This is a genomic window from Pontiella desulfatans (assembly GCF_900890425.1).
GTDB classification, from domain to species: Bacteria; Verrucomicrobiota; Kiritimatiellia; order Kiritimatiellales; family Pontiellaceae; genus Pontiella; species Pontiella desulfatans.
In genome coordinates, this window is sequence record NZ_CAAHFG010000001.1 from 239,365 (window position 1) to 257,056 (window position 17,692).

Annotated in this window: 12 protein-coding genes; 4 read left to right on the forward strand and 8 right to left on the reverse strand. The window is 59.9% G+C overall.

Annotated elements, in window-relative coordinates:
• The first annotated feature begins 7 nt into the window (after positions 1-7).
• From E9954_RS00995 to E9954_RS01010, 4 genes are all read left to right on the forward strand, one after another.
• Entirely contained in the window at positions 8-2,122 is a 2,115-nt protein-coding gene (locus E9954_RS00995) for a GreA/GreB family elongation factor (RefSeq protein ID WP_136077396.1), read from the forward strand.
• A gap of 119 nt (positions 2,123-2,241) precedes the next feature.
• Positions 2,242-4,821, forward strand: a complete 2,580-nt coding sequence (locus E9954_RS01000; protein ID WP_136077397.1) for a bifunctional serine/threonine-protein kinase/formylglycine-generating enzyme family protein — start codon at positions 2,242-2,244, stop codon at positions 4,819-4,821.
• Complete coding sequence (locus E9954_RS01005) at positions 4,818-5,840, forward strand: coproporphyrinogen III oxidase (protein WP_136077398.1); 1,023 nt, start codon at positions 4,818-4,820, stop codon at positions 5,838-5,840. The genes E9954_RS01000 and E9954_RS01005 overlap by 4 nt, the downstream gene beginning before the upstream one ends.
• A gap of 180 nt (positions 5,841-6,020) precedes the next feature.
• Entirely contained in the window at positions 6,021-7,106 is a 1,086-nt protein-coding gene (locus E9954_RS01010; RefSeq protein WP_136077399.1) for a mechanosensitive ion channel family protein, read from the forward strand.
• A gap of 17 nt (positions 7,107-7,123) precedes the next feature.
• On the opposite strand, the gene E9954_RS01015 is transcribed toward E9954_RS01010, so the two are convergent.
• The 8 genes from E9954_RS01015 to E9954_RS01050 form a co-directional block, all read right to left on the reverse strand.
• Positions 7,124-7,741 carry a hypothetical protein gene (locus tag E9954_RS01015; protein WP_136077400.1) on the reverse strand — a complete coding sequence of 206 codons (618 nt, stop codon included), beginning with the start codon at positions 7,739-7,741 and terminating at the stop codon, positions 7,124-7,126.
• Between the two features lie 98 nt (positions 7,742-7,839).
• A complete protein-coding gene (gene phoU, locus E9954_RS01020) occupies positions 7,840-8,502 on the reverse strand; it encodes a phosphate signaling complex protein PhoU (protein WP_136077401.1) in 663 nt (220 codons plus the stop codon).
• Between the two features lie 83 nt (positions 8,503-8,585).
• On the reverse strand, positions 8,586-9,389 hold the full coding sequence (gene pstB, locus E9954_RS01025; RefSeq protein ID WP_222847197.1) for a phosphate ABC transporter ATP-binding protein PstB: 804 nt from the start codon (positions 9,387-9,389) through the stop codon (positions 8,586-8,588).
• A 49-nt stretch (positions 9,390-9,438) separates the two neighbouring features.
• Entirely contained in the window at positions 9,439-10,947 is a 1,509-nt protein-coding gene (gene pstA, locus E9954_RS01030) for a phosphate ABC transporter permease PstA (protein ID WP_222846998.1), read from the reverse strand.
• 2 nt (positions 10,948-10,949) lie between these two features.
• Positions 10,950-12,092, reverse strand: a complete 1,143-nt coding sequence (locus E9954_RS01035; protein ID WP_136077403.1) for a PstC family ABC transporter permease — start codon at positions 12,090-12,092, stop codon at positions 10,950-10,952.
• 155 nt (positions 12,093-12,247) lie between these two features.
• Entirely contained in the window at positions 12,248-13,066 is an 819-nt protein-coding gene (locus E9954_RS01040) for a phosphate ABC transporter substrate-binding protein (RefSeq protein ID WP_136077404.1), read from the reverse strand.
• A 154-nt stretch (positions 13,067-13,220) separates the two neighbouring features.
• On the reverse strand, positions 13,221-14,534 hold the full coding sequence (locus tag E9954_RS01045; RefSeq protein WP_136077405.1) for a TolC family protein: 1,314 nt from the start codon (positions 14,532-14,534) through the stop codon (positions 13,221-13,223).
• Between the two features lie 18 nt (positions 14,535-14,552).
• Positions 14,553-17,684 carry an efflux RND transporter permease subunit gene (locus tag E9954_RS01050; RefSeq protein WP_136077406.1) on the reverse strand — a complete coding sequence of 1,044 codons (3,132 nt, stop codon included), beginning with the start codon at positions 17,682-17,684 and terminating at the stop codon, positions 14,553-14,555.
• Positions 17,685-17,692: the final 8 nt, after the last annotated feature.

The window sequence follows — 17,692 nt, forward strand, 5'->3', positions numbered from 1 at the left end:
ACAAGCAATGGATTTGGAATCGGTGAACGAAGAGTGGATTGTGGGATTGGCGGATGGCGAGATCGATGCGTCCGAGCTGGTCGAGGTGCTGGACGGGCTGGTGGATGCGGATCGTGGGCAGGAAGCCGATCGCGGGGCCCAGCACCTGTTCCAGAAGCTGGCGGAAGACGATAAGGTCGACGATGCGCTGGCGGTCCTCTCGTGGATGGGCGGCGTACGTGGTACGGTCTCGGACATCAAGGGGGTGCTCGAAAAGCTCTTTGGCAAGGACCGCAACGCGCTCAAGATGATCGAGCCCGCCGGATTTGGTGGCCAGACCCCGGTCGCCCAATGCTTTGAGCGCCTGAATCTCCTTCGCTCCCTCAAGACCGGAATGCTTTGCTACAACGAAACCTGGGGCTTCGGCATCATCGAGCATATCGACTTTTTCTACCAGCAGGTCGAGATCGACTTCGAACGCAAGGGCGATCACGAGATGGCCTTCAGCTATGCCGCCGAAGCGCTCGAAGTGCTCGGCGACGAACACATCCTGGCCATCAAGCACAACCATCCGGACAAGCTCGATAAGATGGTCAAGGAGGAGCCGGCCGAGGTCGTGCGCATTACGCTCCGGAGCTATGGCAACATGTCCGTTACCCGCCTGATGGAAAAGCTGGTGCCGTCCGTGCTGACCGAAGCCAAATGGAAAAAATTCTGGGAGGGCGCCCGCCGGGCGCTCAAGGATGACGCCTCCGTCGAGATCCCGAAAAAGCGTTCCGACAACATTGTCTTCCATCGCAAGGGCATGGCCTACGACGACGCATGGTTCGGGATGATCGGTGCCGAACGCGATATCGAAGGCCTGTTCGAACGCTTCAAGGAGATCATCGAGAAAAAGATCGATATTTCGTCGGAAGCCGCCCAGGAGGTGCTGGCGAACCGCCTCTCCTTCATTATTAAAGGCGCGCCGTCTGCCCGTCCCGAGTGGAAGGCCGAAGGCTTCATCTATGCCCGGATGTTCGAAATCGAGCCGACCGATCTGGAGACCGCCAAACTGATCCGCGATTTGATCGACGACGATTTGGTCACCATGCTCGACCGCCTGCCGTCGCGCCAGTTGCAGGCGTTGCTGACGATTCTGATCGAAAATGACAAGGAGGCCGTTATCGGCACCTTGAGCGAAGTGATTCCCGTGGTCAGCCACCCGGTGCTCAATGAAGTGATGGCGGCCTTGATTGCCCATGGCGCCGAAGAGGACGTACGCCAGATCATGGCCAGTGCCGTGGCGCGCCGTACGGCCAGCTCGCCCATGTTGCTGTGGTGCCAGCGCTCCACCGAATATGTCGAGAAATGGGACCTGATCTCCAAGGGCGATCTCGCCTTCCGCATCCAGGAAGTGCTGGAGGTCAACAGCGCCGGCGCCATGCTCCGCGCACAGAACCAGCTGCGCGAACGCTTCCAGACGGAAGAATGGCTTCACGATGTGATGGGCGCCATGACCGAGCAGCAGCGCCGCGACTTCATGCGCCGCATCCACGAAGGCAACGGGTGGGATGCGCTCGACCGCAAGTCGGTTGTGGCCAAGGTGCTTCGCAAGTTCCCCGAATTGCAGGATATCATTCTCCCGACCGCCGGGCAGGCCGCTACGAGACGGGAAGTTCCGCAGACCTCCACGCGCAGCTATACCCTGCGCCAAAAACAGCTCGAGCGAATCATGACGGTCGATATCCCGGAAAACTCCAAGGAAATCGAAGTGGCCCGCAGCTATGGCGACCTTCGCGAAAACGCGGAATTCAAATATGCCAAGGAGCGCCAGGGCCTGCTCATGGCGCAGGGCGCTCAGCTGGCCGAGGATCTGGAAAAGGTCAAACCGACCGACTTCGCCGACATCGGAACCGATGTCGTTGCCGCCGGTTGCGGGGTGGAACTGAGATATGAAGAAACCGGAGCCGAGGAAACCTACTACATCCTCGGGGTGTGGGATCAGGACGAAGCCCTCTCGATCATTTCCAGCGAAACCCGGCTGGCAAAGGCGCTCATCGGCCACCGGCCCGGCGACAAGGTGGAGATTCCGGCCGGCGAGTGCGAATTGAAGGCGGTTCTGCCTTTGCCCGCAGGCATCAAGGCTTGGATCAGCGCATAGCCGGTTCGGCCCGCCCGCACATGCCCGGCTTCCGGATTATGGAAGGCGGGCATTTTTGTTTAATCTCCGTGACCCACCGGAACGATTTCCATAGGATGTCCGCATTTCTGGAGGTATGAATGGATCAACCCGACGCCGACCGCAATCTCGATTCAACGGAAACCACCGACGCCACGGCCGCGACCGGCTCCTCGCTGGAGCTGGGCAAGGTCAAGCAGGTGCTTTCCGTCAAAATGGAAAAGCCGGAATCGCACTACACCACCATCACCCCGCTCGGCAAGGGCTCTTTCGGCGAGGTGCATGGCGCCAGCGACACGCTGCTGGGGCGCGAGGTGGCCATCAAGTCCATCAAGAGCCAGTTCCGGGAAGAGCAGGACGTGGTCGATCGCTTCCTCAAGGAGGCGCGGGGCACCGCGCAGCTCGAGCATCCCAACATCATGCCGGTACATGAGATGGGGATGACCGATGAGCTGGGAATCTATTTCACCATGAAGAAGATCGAGGGGGAAAACCTCAAGGAGCTCCTCGACAAGCTTCAGGTCAACACGGCGTTCTTCCAGAAACAGTATCCGCTGAACGTCCTGCTCGAAATGTTCCTGGCCGTCTGCAACGGGGTGGCCTTTGCCCATAGCAAGGGCGTGATCCATCGCGACCTCAAGCCCGCCAACATCATGATCGGGGAGTTTGGCGAAGTCCTGGTGCTCGATTGGGGGCTGGTGAAGCAACTCAATGACGAGGAGGTCGAACCCGGCAAGGTGCAACTGCGCATGGAGGAGTTCGAAGACGGCTCCCGCACGCTCGATGGCGCCATTTCCGGAACTCCCAACTACATGTCGCCGGAGCAGGCGGAGGGCAATATCGACGCGATCGACTTCCAAAGCGATGTCTACAGCCTCGGCGCCATTCTCTACCACATGTTGACCTACCTTCCGCCCTTCGAGAAAACACAGTTGCGAAAGCTGCTCGAAAACGTCAAGCAGGGCAATTTCCAATCACCGCGCAAACGCCGGCCGGAAATGAAAATCCCGCGCGAACTCGATGCCATTTGCATGAAGGCCATGGCCCGCTTCCAGGTCAACCGCTACCGCTCCGTCGAACAGCTTGCCGACGATATCCGCAACTATATCGGCCACCGCGACGTGAGCGCCTACCGGGCACCGCGCCATGTGCGCTTCTGGAAATCCTGCCGCCGGAATCCGGTTAAATCCAGTGTAACCGCCGCCGTCGTCCTTGTGTTGGGACTGGTCTTCGGTGCGCAACGCGCCATGATTCAGGGCGCCTATGACCAGGATCTGAAAACCGCCAACGACCACCTTGTCGCTGGCGAGAAGCTGGTGGTGGATGCGAAGGAAAAAATGACACAACTCCAGGATCTGTGTGCCAGTGCGGTGCAGCGCGAGGAGACGCCGGAAGAAACCCAGCTGCGCGGTGAACTGGAGGAGGTGTTGCGGAACATCAACACCGAATTCAATATTGCACTCAGCAACTATGAAAGCGTGCCGCTGCCCCTCCGCCGGAAAAAGCCGATCAAGCAGGGGATCTACCATATCTACCGAAACCGGATTGAGTTGGCCCTCTTCCGGGACGATGTCAAGTTGGCCGGCGAGTGGTTGAACGAAGTCGATGCCCTGTTGAATGCGTGGGGTAAGACGCCCACCGCCGAGGCGGCGGCATTCCTGTACCATGCCCGCGAACGGGTTGGCGGGGTCGGTCGTCTGGAGCTAACCGCATCCGACAACGTGGAAAATGTAATCATCCTTGCCCTGAAGCCCGGCGGCGGAAGGCTGGTGATCGACCACGATGTGGCCATTGCCAAAAGAAAGCCGCCCATCAACATCGACGCCGTCGAGCCGGGCTCCTACTTGGCGATGGCCTCGCTTTCCAGCGGGGGGGGGATGCGACCCTTCCCGATTCATATCGGCCATGGCGAGGCCAAGGTTCAGCACATGGACTTCCCTTCCGAATTCCCCGAAGGCATGGCTTTCATCCCCGCCGGGAAATTTGTTTTCGGCGGGCAGGAATCCCGGTTCTATCGCGGCAAGGTGGTGGAGCTGGACGCGTTCTTCATCAAGGAGACCGAAGTCACGTTTGGCGAATATCTCGAGTTCTGGAAAAGCCTGCCGGATCCGGTTTTGAAGAAAAACTACCGAAGCAGAATCCAGGTGGTTGAAACCGAGCGCGAGTTCCACAATGTCTGGGACGACGAAGGAAACATGTTGCACCCCGACAAACTCGATGTGGTGCACCCCGTCGTCGGGATCACGCGTCAGGCGGCGGAAGCCTACTGCGAATGGATGGGCAAGCGCATGGGGGCCGCCATCTCCCTACCATCCGTCAAACAGTGGGAAAAGGCCGCGCGCGGGGTCGATGGGCGAATCTACGTTTGGGGCAACGTGTTCGATGAGCGCTTCGCCCTCACCAGGAAGAATAAAAAGGGGAAGGAAAAGTATCCGGCCTTTGCCCCTCCGAAAAGCTTCATGTCGTCCGATAAATCGGTCTACGACGTGTTCGACATGGCCGGCAATGTCCGCGAGATGACCTCCACGCCCTTGCCGACCGACGAGGAATTCTTCCAGCTCAAGGGGGGTAGTGCTTCCACGCCGGAAAACTTCCTGCCCTGCTCCTATTCCTCCGATACGCCCGTTGTCCCGAGCGATGTCGGATTCCGCTACATCATGGAACTGCCGAAGAAACCATGAGCCCCATATCCGCTTCATCCGCGCAGGCGGCAAGGGCGCTGGCCCTTGTTGAAGCCTTGCAATCCCGTTTTGTGGCAACCCTCGAAGAACTGGGCGGGCAGGCATTCCTTTGCTCCGAATGGTTGCGCGATGCCGGACGGCACGGCGGTGGTCGCCGTTTCGGGGTGGAGGATACCGCCTTGCTCGGACGCGCATCCGTCAATGTTTCGCAGGTGCACTACAACGATGATCCCGACCGAAAGCTCGGTTCGGCATCCGCCATATCCACCATTGTCCATCCGGCGCATCCGCAGGCACCCTCTGTGCACATCCACATTAGCTGGACAGAGATGAAAGGCGGCAACGGCTACTGGCGTATCATGGCCGACCTCAACCCATCGCTTCCTTCCGATGCCGACAAGCAACGGTTCATACATGCCCTCAACGCCGCCGCCCCGGAACAATTCGCCGAAGCAGTGGAGCAGGGCGGGCGCTACTTTTTCATTCCGGCCCTCGGCCGCCACCGCGGCATCGCCCACTTCTATCTGGAAAACTTCAATACCGGCGACTTCGAAACCGACCATGCCCTTGCGCAACGGGTGGGGGAGGCGGCCATCGAGACCTATGCCGGAATCCTATCGGATGCCGTTCGCGTTGCCGCCCCTCCGGCGGAAGAGGATCTAGCGGCCCAGCTCGCCTACCATACGCTATACTTTTTCCAGGTGCTCACCCTCGATCGCGGAACCACCTCCGGCCTGATGGTACACAACCAGAACGATGTCGGCATCCTCGGTTCGCTGCCTCCGCGCATCGACAAAAACCTGCTCGCCTCCTGGCGTTCCAGAATGCCCGAACCGCAGGATCGCTTGCTGGATGCCTTGCTCGCCGCACTGCCCCACAAGGGCATCTGCACCATCGGCGAACCCACCAAGCAACAGCTCGCCAACGCCGTCCGCGCGCACTACCAACAATTCCCTGAAGCCCTAAACCTGCAAGCATCCGGCAACACCACCCCGCCCACCGTCGAAAACCATAGGTAGTTTTGTGGGGCCGGCGACTCTCCACACGATGAGGCTATGGTTTTGTTTTAATGCGCTAACCTTGACGGACGGAGGCTGCCTTGGTTCTGCCTGGCCGGAATGAATTCGGTGCAACTTGAAACTTGGCATTCGGTGCAAAGAAATTATCTTCGATGGCATTAACCGAACGGAGATGGTGCCATGATGGAAGACATTGCTTTTGGCGAGATTACTTGGAGGCAGATCCTCTTTTTGTTGGGCTGGGTTGTCGGGGCAATGCTGCTCGGTAAATTGATCCAGCTGGTCTTGAACGGGATGGGCAAGACCAAGCGTTTCGAATCGCGCCCGTGGGTGCTGGTGGCCTTCAAATCGTTTTCCCGGCCGATCCCCTTCCTATTCCTTACCATTGGGCTGCGGTATGGCCTGCAGACCCTGTCGTTCAGTGACGGGGTAGAGGAAATCATTGCCGATTGCTTTGGCGTGCTCTTCACGATTGTCGTCACCTTCTTTGTCTATTCGATGGTGGACGTGATCGACCATGCCATTACGCACGTCACGAAAAAGACTAAAACCACCATGGACGATATGATGGCACCGATGGTGCGCAAGAGCCTTCGGGTGGTCATCGTGATCCTGGCGCTGGTGCAGATTGCCCAGATCCTGAGCGATAAACCCATCACGTCGATCATCGCCGGCCTTGGGGTCGGTGGCCTGGCGGTGGCCTTGGCCGCCCAGGAAACCATCAAGAATTTCTTCGGTTCGCTAGTTATCTTTGCCGACAAACCCTTCGAGCTGGGCGAACGCATCAAGGTGGGCGGGCACGACGGCACGATCGAGGAAGTCGGCTTCCGTTCCACGCGCCTGCGGACGCTCGATGGCCATCTGGTCACCATGCCCAATGGCGAACTGGCCAACCAGATGATCCAAAACATCGGCAAGCGCCCCTACATCAAGCGCGTCATGAACGTGACCATCACCTACGACACGCCCCCTGAAAAGGTGCAGCAGGCCATCGACATCCTCAACGAGCTGCTGGAAAACCACGAGGGCATGGACGCGGAGTTTCCGCCGCGGGTCTTCTTCAACGACTTCAACGATTGTTCGCTGAACCTTCTCGTCATCTACTGGTATCATCCGCCCGAATACTGGGACTACCTCAAGCACGCCAACTGGCTCAACATGGAGCTGCTCAAGCGCTATAACGAAGCCGGAATCGAATTCGCCTTCCCGACCCAGACGCTATATGTCAATAACACCGAGGTGGGGTTGCAACACGGCGCCACTTAGAACGATACCCCGGCGGTTTATTCAGAAGGCTTCCGTGCCACGGAAAGGTGGGGCAGGGCGTCGGTGGGCGGAACGTTTTCCGTTCGGGCCATGCCGGGCGCCCGCAGCAATAGGGTGCCGCCAAGGGTTGCCGTGCCGTTGGCCGGGTTGCTTCCGTAGAGATAAAGATTGAGGACGAGCAGCGCACAAAGCGCATCCAGCGTGTTTTTCAGGTTGGCCTTTTCCAGGTTGCTGTCGCGATGGTGCTTCACATCCTGGTAGGCATTCCACCAATCGAGCCGCCCTCCGGAGCTGGCCCATTCGGCGAAGGGATGCTCCGTGCGGTGGAACCGGTCCAGGTCAACCGGGGCTTTGTGGATCTCGGGGAATTGGCTCAGGATGGTGCGCTTGTAGTGCCCCATGTTGACGGCTTGGTTTTTGGGGTCGATCATCTTGCAGAGCTTTTTGAGGATCCCCTCGCATTCCGTGCAGATGCAGACAATCTGCTTGGCAAACTCGATCGAGCAGGTGGCGTCGTTGGTTTCGGTGCACGCAACGTATTGCGTGGCCGCGTGGAAGTCGGATTCCAGTTTCAGGAAATAGATCCAATAGGAATCGTCGAGAGGTTTCTGCTTTTGAACGGCTTGCTTGGACATGAACTACCCCCTTCTGGTTGTGCCACGGGTTGATGACCGCAAAGTAAAACACGATACACCCGCCTCTGCAAGGGAGAAGCCGCCGCTCCGGCGAGCGCCTAGCCTTCGGCCGCCTTGTGGCGGACGATGTCGGCCTCGACCATGTAGATGACATCCTCGGCAATATTGCAGGCATGGTCGCCAATTCGCTCGAGGCGGTGCGTGATGGCCAGCAGGGTGATAAGCGATTCGGCGTGTTCAGGTTCGCGCTGGAGCGCCTCGACGATCTCGTTCTTCATCTCCGACTTCATGTCGTTGATTTCGTCGTCGTCCTTGATGACTTCCCGGGCGAGGTAGGGGTCGATGTTGATTAGGGAATCGAGGCTTTTGCGCACGATCGTTTTCACGAGATAGGTCATCTGGTGGAGGTCGAGCGGGATCTTGGGCTTGGGCAGCTTGCTGATCTTGATGCCGTTCTTGGCAATGTCGGCGGCGAGGTCGCCGATACGCTCGAGATCGTTGTTCATCTTCATGACGGCAATGATGAACCGCAGATCGATGGCCACGGGTTGGTAGAGGGCGAGGGCCTTGAGGCATTCCTCCTCCACTTCAATCTCCAGGTTGTCGACGAGCTTGTCGTCGGCAATCACCTTTTGCGCCAGTTCAATGTTGTTTTCCTGGATGGATTTAACGGCCAGCTCGAGGCTTTCATCGACCCGCGCACTGAGCGAGTAGATCATTTTCTTGAGGCGTTCGAGTTCTTTTTCCAGATGTTTTGCCATGGGGTCTCCTTCGGAGGCTGATTCATAATGCGTAATGCGTAATGCGTAATTCGTGACAGTTACGCATTACTCGTTACGCATTATTAACCAAATCGTCCTGTAATATAGTTTTCCGTCTGCGGGTTGTCCGGGTTGGTGAACAGTTGCTTGGTTTTTCCGAACTCTACCAGCACGCCTTCATACATGAAAGCCGTGAGGTCGGAGACGCGCGCGGCCTGCTGCATGTTGTGGGTGACGATGATGATGGTGTATTGCTTGCGGAGCTGGCCGATCAAGTCCTCGATCTTGGCGGTGGCCTTCGGGTCGAGCGCGGAGGTCGGCTCGTCCATCAGCAGGATCTCGGGTTTGATGGCCAGGGCGCGGGCGATGCAGAGGCGCTGCTGCTGCCCGCCCGACATGCCGAGGGCATTGGCCTGGAGCCGATCCTTCACCTCGTTCCAGATGGCCGCCTTGCGCAGGCTCTGCTCGACGATCTCGCCCAGCTCCTGCTTGTTCTTCACCCCCTGCAGGCGCGGGCCGTAGGCCACATTGTCGAAAATGGATTTCGGGAACACATTGGGCTTCTGGAACACCATGCCAACCCGGGCGCGCAGGGTAACCACATCGATGTTCTTCGCGTAGATGTTGTGCCCATCGAAGATCATTTCGCCGCTGGCGCTAGTGGAGGGGATCAGGTCGTTCATGCGGTTGATCGAGCGCAGCAGCGTGCTCTTGCCGCAGCCACTGGGGCCGATCATGGCGGTAACCCTTTTTTTCGGCACCTTCATGCTCACTTTGCGGACGGCCTCGAAGTCGCCGTAGAACAGGGAAAAATCCTTGGCCTCGATATGCGTTTCGCGCACTTTGTGGTCGTCGTCGTGGTTGGCGAACGTGTCGATCTTCTTCATGGTGATTTCTTCGGTCATATTGGCCTCTAACGAGTAATTCGTAATGTTCCTATCCACGGAGTTTCTTTGAAATACGCGCGCGCATCAGGATGGCGAACAGGTTCAGGAGCAGCACGATGGCCACCAGGGTGAACACCATGCCGTATTGCACGTGGCGGATTTCGTCGACCGCCTCGTGCTCGGTGCACAGGTTGTAGATGTTCCAGGGCAGGGCGGGGGTCGGTTGGCTCAGGGTCTCCCAGATTTTGAGCGGGGCGCCCACGCTGACGGCCGCGGTAAAGATGATTGGCGCGGTTTCACCGGCCGCGCGGCCCATGCTGATGACGATGCCGGTCAGGATGCCGGGGAGGGCCGCGGGCAGGATGATGGTCATCACGGTGTGCCAGCGTCCGGCGCCGAGACCAAGGGCGGCTTCCTTGTAGGCGCGCGGCACGGCCAGGATCGCCTCTTCCGAGGAGCGGATGATGGTTGGCAGGATCAGCAGCGAAAGCGTCAACGACCCGGCCAACACACTCTTGGAGTCGGACACCTGGATCGTATTCAAAAAGAAGGCGAGGCCGAACAGGCCAAAGACAATGCTGGGTACGCCGGCCAGCGTGCTGATGCAGATGCGCAGGAAGCTGACCAGACGGCCTTCCTTGGCATATTCGCAGAGATAGATGGCGGCGACCACGCCCATGGGGACGGCGAAAAGCATGGCTCCGAGCGTGAGGTAGATCGTGCCCAGCACCTCCGGCCAGATGCCGCCGAAAATGTGCGAGTCCTTCGATTTGTCGGTAATGAACTGCCAGTAGAGGGTGGTCTTTGGCTTCATCATCTCGCCGATGTGTTCCTCGAGGTAGGGGAAGAACGGCTCCAGCGTGGTGCCGGTGAACTGGTCGGCGCGCGGCTTTTCAACCAGAACGCCCATTGCGTCGGCATTGGAATAGTCCCACTCCTCGGAATAGAGCACCTCGTGCAGCTTAACCAAGGTGCGGTCCCAGCGCGTCTGGCCATATTGCTGCCGAAGCAGCACCGGGGTGCGCTGGCCGGGGAAGGGTCCCAGCAATTCGCTCATGGCATCCTTCACGGCTTCGAAGGGGGCGTTGCGCGTCTCGTCGAGTTCCTGGATTTGTTCCTTCAGCGCCTTGGCTTCATCCTTGAGCCGATCCTCTTCGGCTTCCAGCTTTTCGGCCTCTTCGGCCTTGCCTTCCTTCTTAAGTGCCCGGGCCTGGGTTTTCAGCTCCTTGGCTCGTTCTTTCCTGGCGTCCATGCCGGCTTCCAAGGAGGCCTCGAGTTCGCGGGTCTCGGCCTCGAACGCCTCCAGCATCTGGTAGGCGGGCGCGCGCGCGGCGGCAATCGCGGCCGATTCCTGGTTGAATTGGTCCGGGTCTCCGCGGTCGAACTGTTCGAGCATCACGCGCCGGTGCTCGATGGTGCCCTTGAAAACGAAGGCCTTGGATCCGCGCCAGACGATGGGCGACAGGATCAGCAATAGCGCAACACCCATCACGGCAATGGCAATCAGGCCGACTCCGGAGAAGGCTTTGTCGAGGAGTTTTCGAGTCTCTAGGCGCATGGCTATTTCCCGAGCTTCTTGCGTGAGCGCTTGACGATGATTTCGCTGGCGAGGTTCATGATGAACGAGAAGGCGAGCAGGCAGAACGCCATGGCGAAGAGGACGTGGAAACGGGAGGAACCGGTCACGTGGTCGGCCTCGCCCATGTCGCCGGCGATGGTGGCGGTGAGCGTGCGGATGGGTTGGAGCATGTTGTAGATCGGGTCCGGCAGGCGCGCGGCGTTGCCCGAGGCCATCCAGACCACCATGGTTTCGCCAATGGCGCGCATGACGCCCAGGATGACGGCGGCGAGGATGCCGCTGATGGAGGCGGGAATGATGGTTTTGATGATGGTTTCGGCGCGGGTGGCGCCGAGGGCATAGGACCCTTCGCGCAGCTCGCGGCCGGCCGCCTGCAGGGCGTCTTCCGAAACACTCACCACCGTGGGCAGCGCCATGATTCCTAGAATGACCGATACGTTCAGGGCGTTGGTTCCGGAGCTGATTTCGATGCCGCTGAGCTGGGAGGAGAGGCGATAGAGGAACAGGAGGGCGAGGGCGCCGAGTGCGGAAAAGACGATTGCGCCGGCAACCTTTGGATTCACCTTGTTGCGCAGTTTGTCGGTTGCCATGTCGCCTATCACCACCACCAGCAGGGCAACGATGGGCCCCAGCACAATCCAGATTCCGGCCGAAAGGATCGCGCCGCCGTGGTTTTGCAACAGCGGGGCAAAGACCACCAGCGCAAAGAAGCCATAGGCAACCGAGGGGATTGCCGCCAGCACTTCGATGACCGGTTTAACAATTTGCCGGACATTGAAGGGAAGCAGGTCGCTCAGGCAGACCGCGGCGGCAATGCCCAGCGGAACGGCCACCACCACGGCGCCGAGGGTCACCAGCGCGGTTCCCATGAAAATGGGCAGCGCGCCGAACTCGGCGGGCTTGCCGGATGGATACCAGCGTGTGCTGGTGAAGAATTCCTGGAAACCCTCCAGTTTGAAGAAGGGAATGGCGTCTTTCAGGATGAAGTAAAAGATGAAGAACACCGCGAAGGTGGAGAGCGAGGTGATCAGGAACAGGACGCCCTGTCCAAACATTCCGGCCAGCCGTTGGCGAAAGCTCGCCGCATCGCTCAACATTAGGCTTTTATTTGCTGTTTCGCTCATAGACACACGAATCCCTTAAGAATGGGTGCAGATTGGGGGGGTAATGTTAGCGAAAGATTAGGGGAAGATTAAGAAGCTGTGTTGAGTGGGGGACGTGTTTTTACAAAAAAAGGCGCGACCCGGAGATCACGCCTCAATCGTCACGCCTCACGTTTTTAGTATGCGGTCACCGGAACGAACCCGATTTCCTCAACCATTTCCTGGCCGTCCTCGGTCAGGTGGATGGTCACGAACTGGTAGACCGCGCTGCCCAGTTTCGGATAGGTGTTGGTGTAGAGGAACAGCGGGCGGGCAATCGGGTATTCGCCGGTCTGCACGGTTTCGGCGGACGGGTAGATGCCGTTGATCTTGAGCGCCTTGGTGGTTTTGTCGACAAACCCGAGGCCGGCATAGCCGATGGCGGCCGGGGTGCTTTGCACGCGCTGGCGGATGGCGCCGTTGGAGCCGACATATTCGCAGTTTTCATGGATCTTCTGTTTGCTCATGACCAGATTTTCGAAGGTTTCGTAGGTGCCCGAATTGGTGTCGCGCGAGATCGTCACGATCGCCTTGTCGGGCCCGCCGACCTCCTTCCAGTTGCTGATCTTGCCGAGGTAGATGTTGCGAACCTGTTCAATGGTCAAATCCTGCACGGGGTTGGACGGATGGACGAGGATCGGCAGGCCGTCGAGGGCCACCACGTGGGCAACCGGCTGGACGCCTTTTTCGGCGGCGGCCTTGAATTCGGTCTCCTTCATCGGGCGCGACATCGCGGCGACATCGCAGGTGCTGTTGACCATGCCCTTCGCGCCGTTCCCGCTGCCGGACTCGGATACGGTGATGTTCACGTCGGGATTGGCCGACATGTAGTATTCGGCAAATGCCTTGGCGATGGGGCCCACGGTGGTGGAGCCGTCGATGACGATCTTGTCTGCGGCACCGGCCATGCCGGCAACGGCGATCGCCGTGGTGATTGCGAGGATCTGTTTCTTCATTTGAATCTCTCCTGGTTTGTTATGGTTCCCTAACAGTTTTTTTTATAACCGCGGTTAAATTCGGCGATTGCTGTTAGGAAAGCATTAGGGTGAGATTAAGAAGTGGTGAATTCCAACGTGTTGCTCACAGGATCGACATACGGGTGGCTCTTCTCTATAGCCCCTTCCCCGTTGCTGACACCAGGCGGAGCTGGGCCAGGTTGTATTGGGTTGCCACGTTGAGGTAGAGCCCTTCCGCTTCGGCCAGCGCCTTGATCGACTGCAGGGCTTCCAGCGGAAGGCCCTGGTTCTCGAACACGCGTTCCAGGTTCAGGTCATAGGATTTGCGGGCGCCATCGACTGCGCGTTTGGCGAGGTCGAGGCGGCGCCGGGCACCGTTCAGCTCGGCATGCGCCAGGCGGACTTCCGCGGCAATGTCGACCCGGGTCTGTTCCTGCATGGCCTTGGCTTCTTCCATCATGGCGCGTTGTTTCCGGATATTGTTGCGGTTGCGCAGGCCGAGACTGTCGAATTGCCAGTAGACCACCCCATACAGATCGTTCCGGCGGTCGTCGTAGTCGTTGCCGGTTCCCGGGCCGCCGCCAAAATTGCCATAGCTATACCCCACCTCGACCTTGGGCAGGAAGAGACCGAATTTTTCCTGCTTCAGCCGGGCATCGGCCGCGGCGAGCTCGGCATGGTTGCGTCCGATCTCCGGGCGGTCATCCAACGCCTGGGCCACCAGGCTTTGCAAATCCGCGCCGGCGTCCAGCAGGGCCAGCGGGGCAATCATGCGATCGGCCGGAACCAACTGCACGGGGTTGTCGAGCCGCAACAGGCGGGCCAGCTTGATTCCCGCGGCCTCGGTGCGTTCCATGGCCAGTTCGACCTTCTGCTGCTGAATGAGCGATTCCACCTCGGCGCGTTCGGCGTCGGCCTGCAGGCCTTCGCCGCTCGACGAGAAGTCGGCGGTCTGCTTGGCCAACTTATCCGCATGGTCGGCGGAGAGCTTGGCCACCTCCACCTCGCGGGTGGAGCGCACGAGTTCATAGTAGGCTGAGGCCACTTCGAGCATCACGCGTAGCCGGGCCGACTCCTCGCCCAGCTCGGCGGCATGCAGGCGCTGCTTTGCGGCGAGGGGAGCGAAGATTGCCTCCGAAAGGTCGAGGCCCACCGAGAGGCCGGGCTGGGTCATGCCGCCCATGCCGTAGTAGCGCGCGTTGCGCTCGACGTCCATCACGTTGCCCGACGTCTCCTGCACCGCGCCGTCCTGCCACGCATAGCCCGCGCCGATCCGCAGGGTCGGAATCCACTGGTACCACGCCGCGGATTGGTCGAGCTCGGCCCGGGCCACGCGCTGCACCTCAATGGCGAGCTCGGTGTTTTTTTCATCGGCCAACCGCAGGGCGGTCGGCAGGTCGATCAGCAGCGTTTCCGCATAGGCGGCCGCGCTGCAGGCGAGAATCAGACTGAAAAGAGCATTTTTCATGGTTTCAATCTCCGGGGGCTAAGCGTGTTTGGGCTGGTGCTTTTTCGCCAGCGTATAGACACAGGGAACGAGGAACAGCGTCAGGATGGTGGAGGCAATCATGCCGCCCATCATGGCCCGCGCCAGCGGAACCATTGCTTCGTTGCCGATCGAAAAGTTGAAGGCGAACGGAAGCATCGAGGCCAGCATGGTCAGCGAGGTCATCAGGATCGGGCGCAGGCGGACGCAGGCCGCCTCGTAGGCCGCCTCGAACGGGCTATGCCCTTGGTCCATCTGCTTGTTGGCGAATTCCACCAGCAGGATCGAGTTGTTCACCACCACGCCGATCAGCATCAGCGAGCCCATCAACGATTGGATGTTGATGTTGGTGCCCGTGGCGAACAGCGCCACCACCACCCCCGAAAGCGCCAGCGGAACGGCCAGCATGATGATCAGCGGTTCCGAGAACGAGCGGAACTGGGCCATCAGCACCAGGAAAACCAGCACCACCGCCGTAACCAGTCCGAAGCCGAGCGACGACGCGCCCTCGCGCATCGACTGCACCGGGCCGCGCAGGTTGACGGTCACGCCGTTGGGCAGCTCGATTCCCGCCAGCACCTGCTCGACGTCTTTCACAACCGAGCCGAGGTCGCGCCCTTCGACGTTCACATAGACGTCGTTGACGCGCGACATGTTGTAGTGGGCAATCTCGGCGGGAATATTCACCCGGTTGATTTCGGCCACGCTCGAAAGCGGCACGGTGGTGTGGGTGCCGTCGAGTTTGACCGGCAACGGGATGTTTTTCAGTTCTTCGATCGATTCAATCTCGTTGTCCTCGTATTGGACGCCGATGAAGAAATCGACGCCGCCCTTGTCGATCCAGATCATCCGGGCATGGCCCAGGCTGGAGCCGTAGGCGGTCACGACATTGCGCGCCACATCGTCCTGGGTCAGGCCATAGAGCGCGGCCTTGGCGCGGTCGACGTGGATGTCGAGCTGCGGGTAGTCGAGCGACTGCGCAATCTGCACGTCGGCGGCACCCGGAACCTCCTTCACGGCGCGTTCGATCTTTTCGGCGGTGGCGCGGCAGGTTTCGAGCGAGCCGGCGGCAATCTGGATATCGATCGGCGCGGCAACCCCTTCGTTCAAGGTGGCGTTGATGATGCCGCCCGTCACAAACAGGAACTTTTCATGCGGGAAGGTTTCGGCTAGCCCGGCGCGCAGCTCGCTGACATAGCGCATGACGCTCTTCCTGCGGCCCTTCTCCTGCAGGTTGATGATCAGGAACGCGGTGTCGGGGCCCGAGTTGGAGCTGAGCACTGTCGAAAAACCCGCACCTTTGCCTACCGGCATGCCGATGTTCGAGATGATCGATTTGATCTCCTCCTCCGGGATGGTCCGCTGGATGTAGGCTTCGATCTTCGCAATGATCGCTTCGGTGTTTTCCAGCCGGGTTCCCGGCGCGGTCTTGACGCGGATCTCGAACGATCCGGCATCGACCGCCGGGAACAGCTCGGTTCCCACCTTGGGCAGCAGCAGGAATGCCGCGGCGGAAACGCCGCCGATGACGGCGATGGTGAGCCAGCGCGCCTTCATGGCTCCCGAGAGCAGCTTTTGGTAGAAGGTGGCCGGTTCGGAAATCCGCTCTTCCAGGTTGTGTTGAACCTTGGCTTTCCCGGAATCCTTCCCGAGGAAGCGCGCGCAGAAGGCGGGGGCAACCGTCATGGCAATCACATAGGATGCGGCGATGGTCAGTACGGCGGCGGCCGCCAGCGGCAGGAACAGGAACTTGATCATGCCGGCCAGGAAGAGGGCGGGGATGAAGACCGCCAGCGTGGTGGCGATGCCTGCCAGGACGGGCATCGAAACCTCTTCGGCGCCTTCCCGGGCCGCATCGATGGCGTTTTTGCCCATCGAACGGTGGCGCATGATGTTTTCCACCACCACGATGCCGGCGTCCACCACGGTGCCGACGGCCAGGGCGAGGCCGCCGATGGTCATGACGTTGAGCGTTTCGCCGGTGAAGTAGAAGCCGAGCAAGCCGGAGAGCAGCGAGAGCGGCAGCATCAGCAGCACGGCGATCGACGGGCGCAGCTTGCGCAGGAACAGCACCACAATCAGCACCACCAGCAGCGCGCCGAGCAGCACCTGTTTCTGCAGGCCGTCCATCGCCTGGCGGATGTAGGTGGACTGGTCGCTCACCAGCGTGATTTCGGTGGCCTCGGGAATATCGCCACGCGCCTTCATGTTGGGGACTTCGGCGGCGATGCCTTCGCGGATGCGGTCGACGACCTGCACGGTGTTTTCGCCGGGTTCGCGCAGCAGCGGGCAGTAGACCGAGCGCAGGCCGTTCACGCGGACAATGTTGTATTGCAGCGCGGCGTCATCCTTGGTGTGGCCGATATCCTTGATATGGATGGTCTGCCCGTTGCGCACGGCGATCGGCACCTCGTCGATGTCGGCCGGGGTGGGCAGGGTGTTGACGGGGTGCACCTGGTAGTCGAGCGCGCCCATCTTGACCGTGCCGCCGGCCATCACGAGGTTGGCCTTTTCCATCGCCTTGACGACGTCGTCGGCCGAGAGGTGGTGGGCGGCGAGTTTGTCGGGATCGACATAGATCATCATCTGGCGGAACTTGCCGCCGAACGGGTGGGGGATCTGCACGCCCTGGAGTCCGCCCATCTTGTTGCGCACGGCATAGTAGCCAATCTTGTAGAGTTCGGTTTCGCTCATGCCTTCGCCGCTGATGGCCGCGAGCAGGACGGGCATGTTGCCGGGTTCGGAACGCATCGTGAACGGAACCTCGATGCCGGGCGGGAGGTGGAACAGGTCGGACATTTCATAGTTGATGATGTCGTTCATGGCCTGTCCCGGATCGGCGCCGGCCTGGAATGTGACCTTGATGAGCGCCGCGCCCGGCAGGATGCGCGCCTCGATGGTCTCGCGCTTGCCCGCGAGGGTCAGGGCGCGCTCGACACGCGAGGAGACCGATTTTTCCATTTCGCCGGTGGGGAGGCCGGGATAGGAATAGTAGCTCATCACGACGGGCTTGTTGAAGTTGGGCAGGATGTCGGTCTGTATTTTCGGGTAGACCGCGAAGCCGAGGAAGGCCAGCGCCAGCACGGCGGCCAGTACGGCGAAGGAATTTTTGATGGAGAATTTTACGAGCATTGGATCTC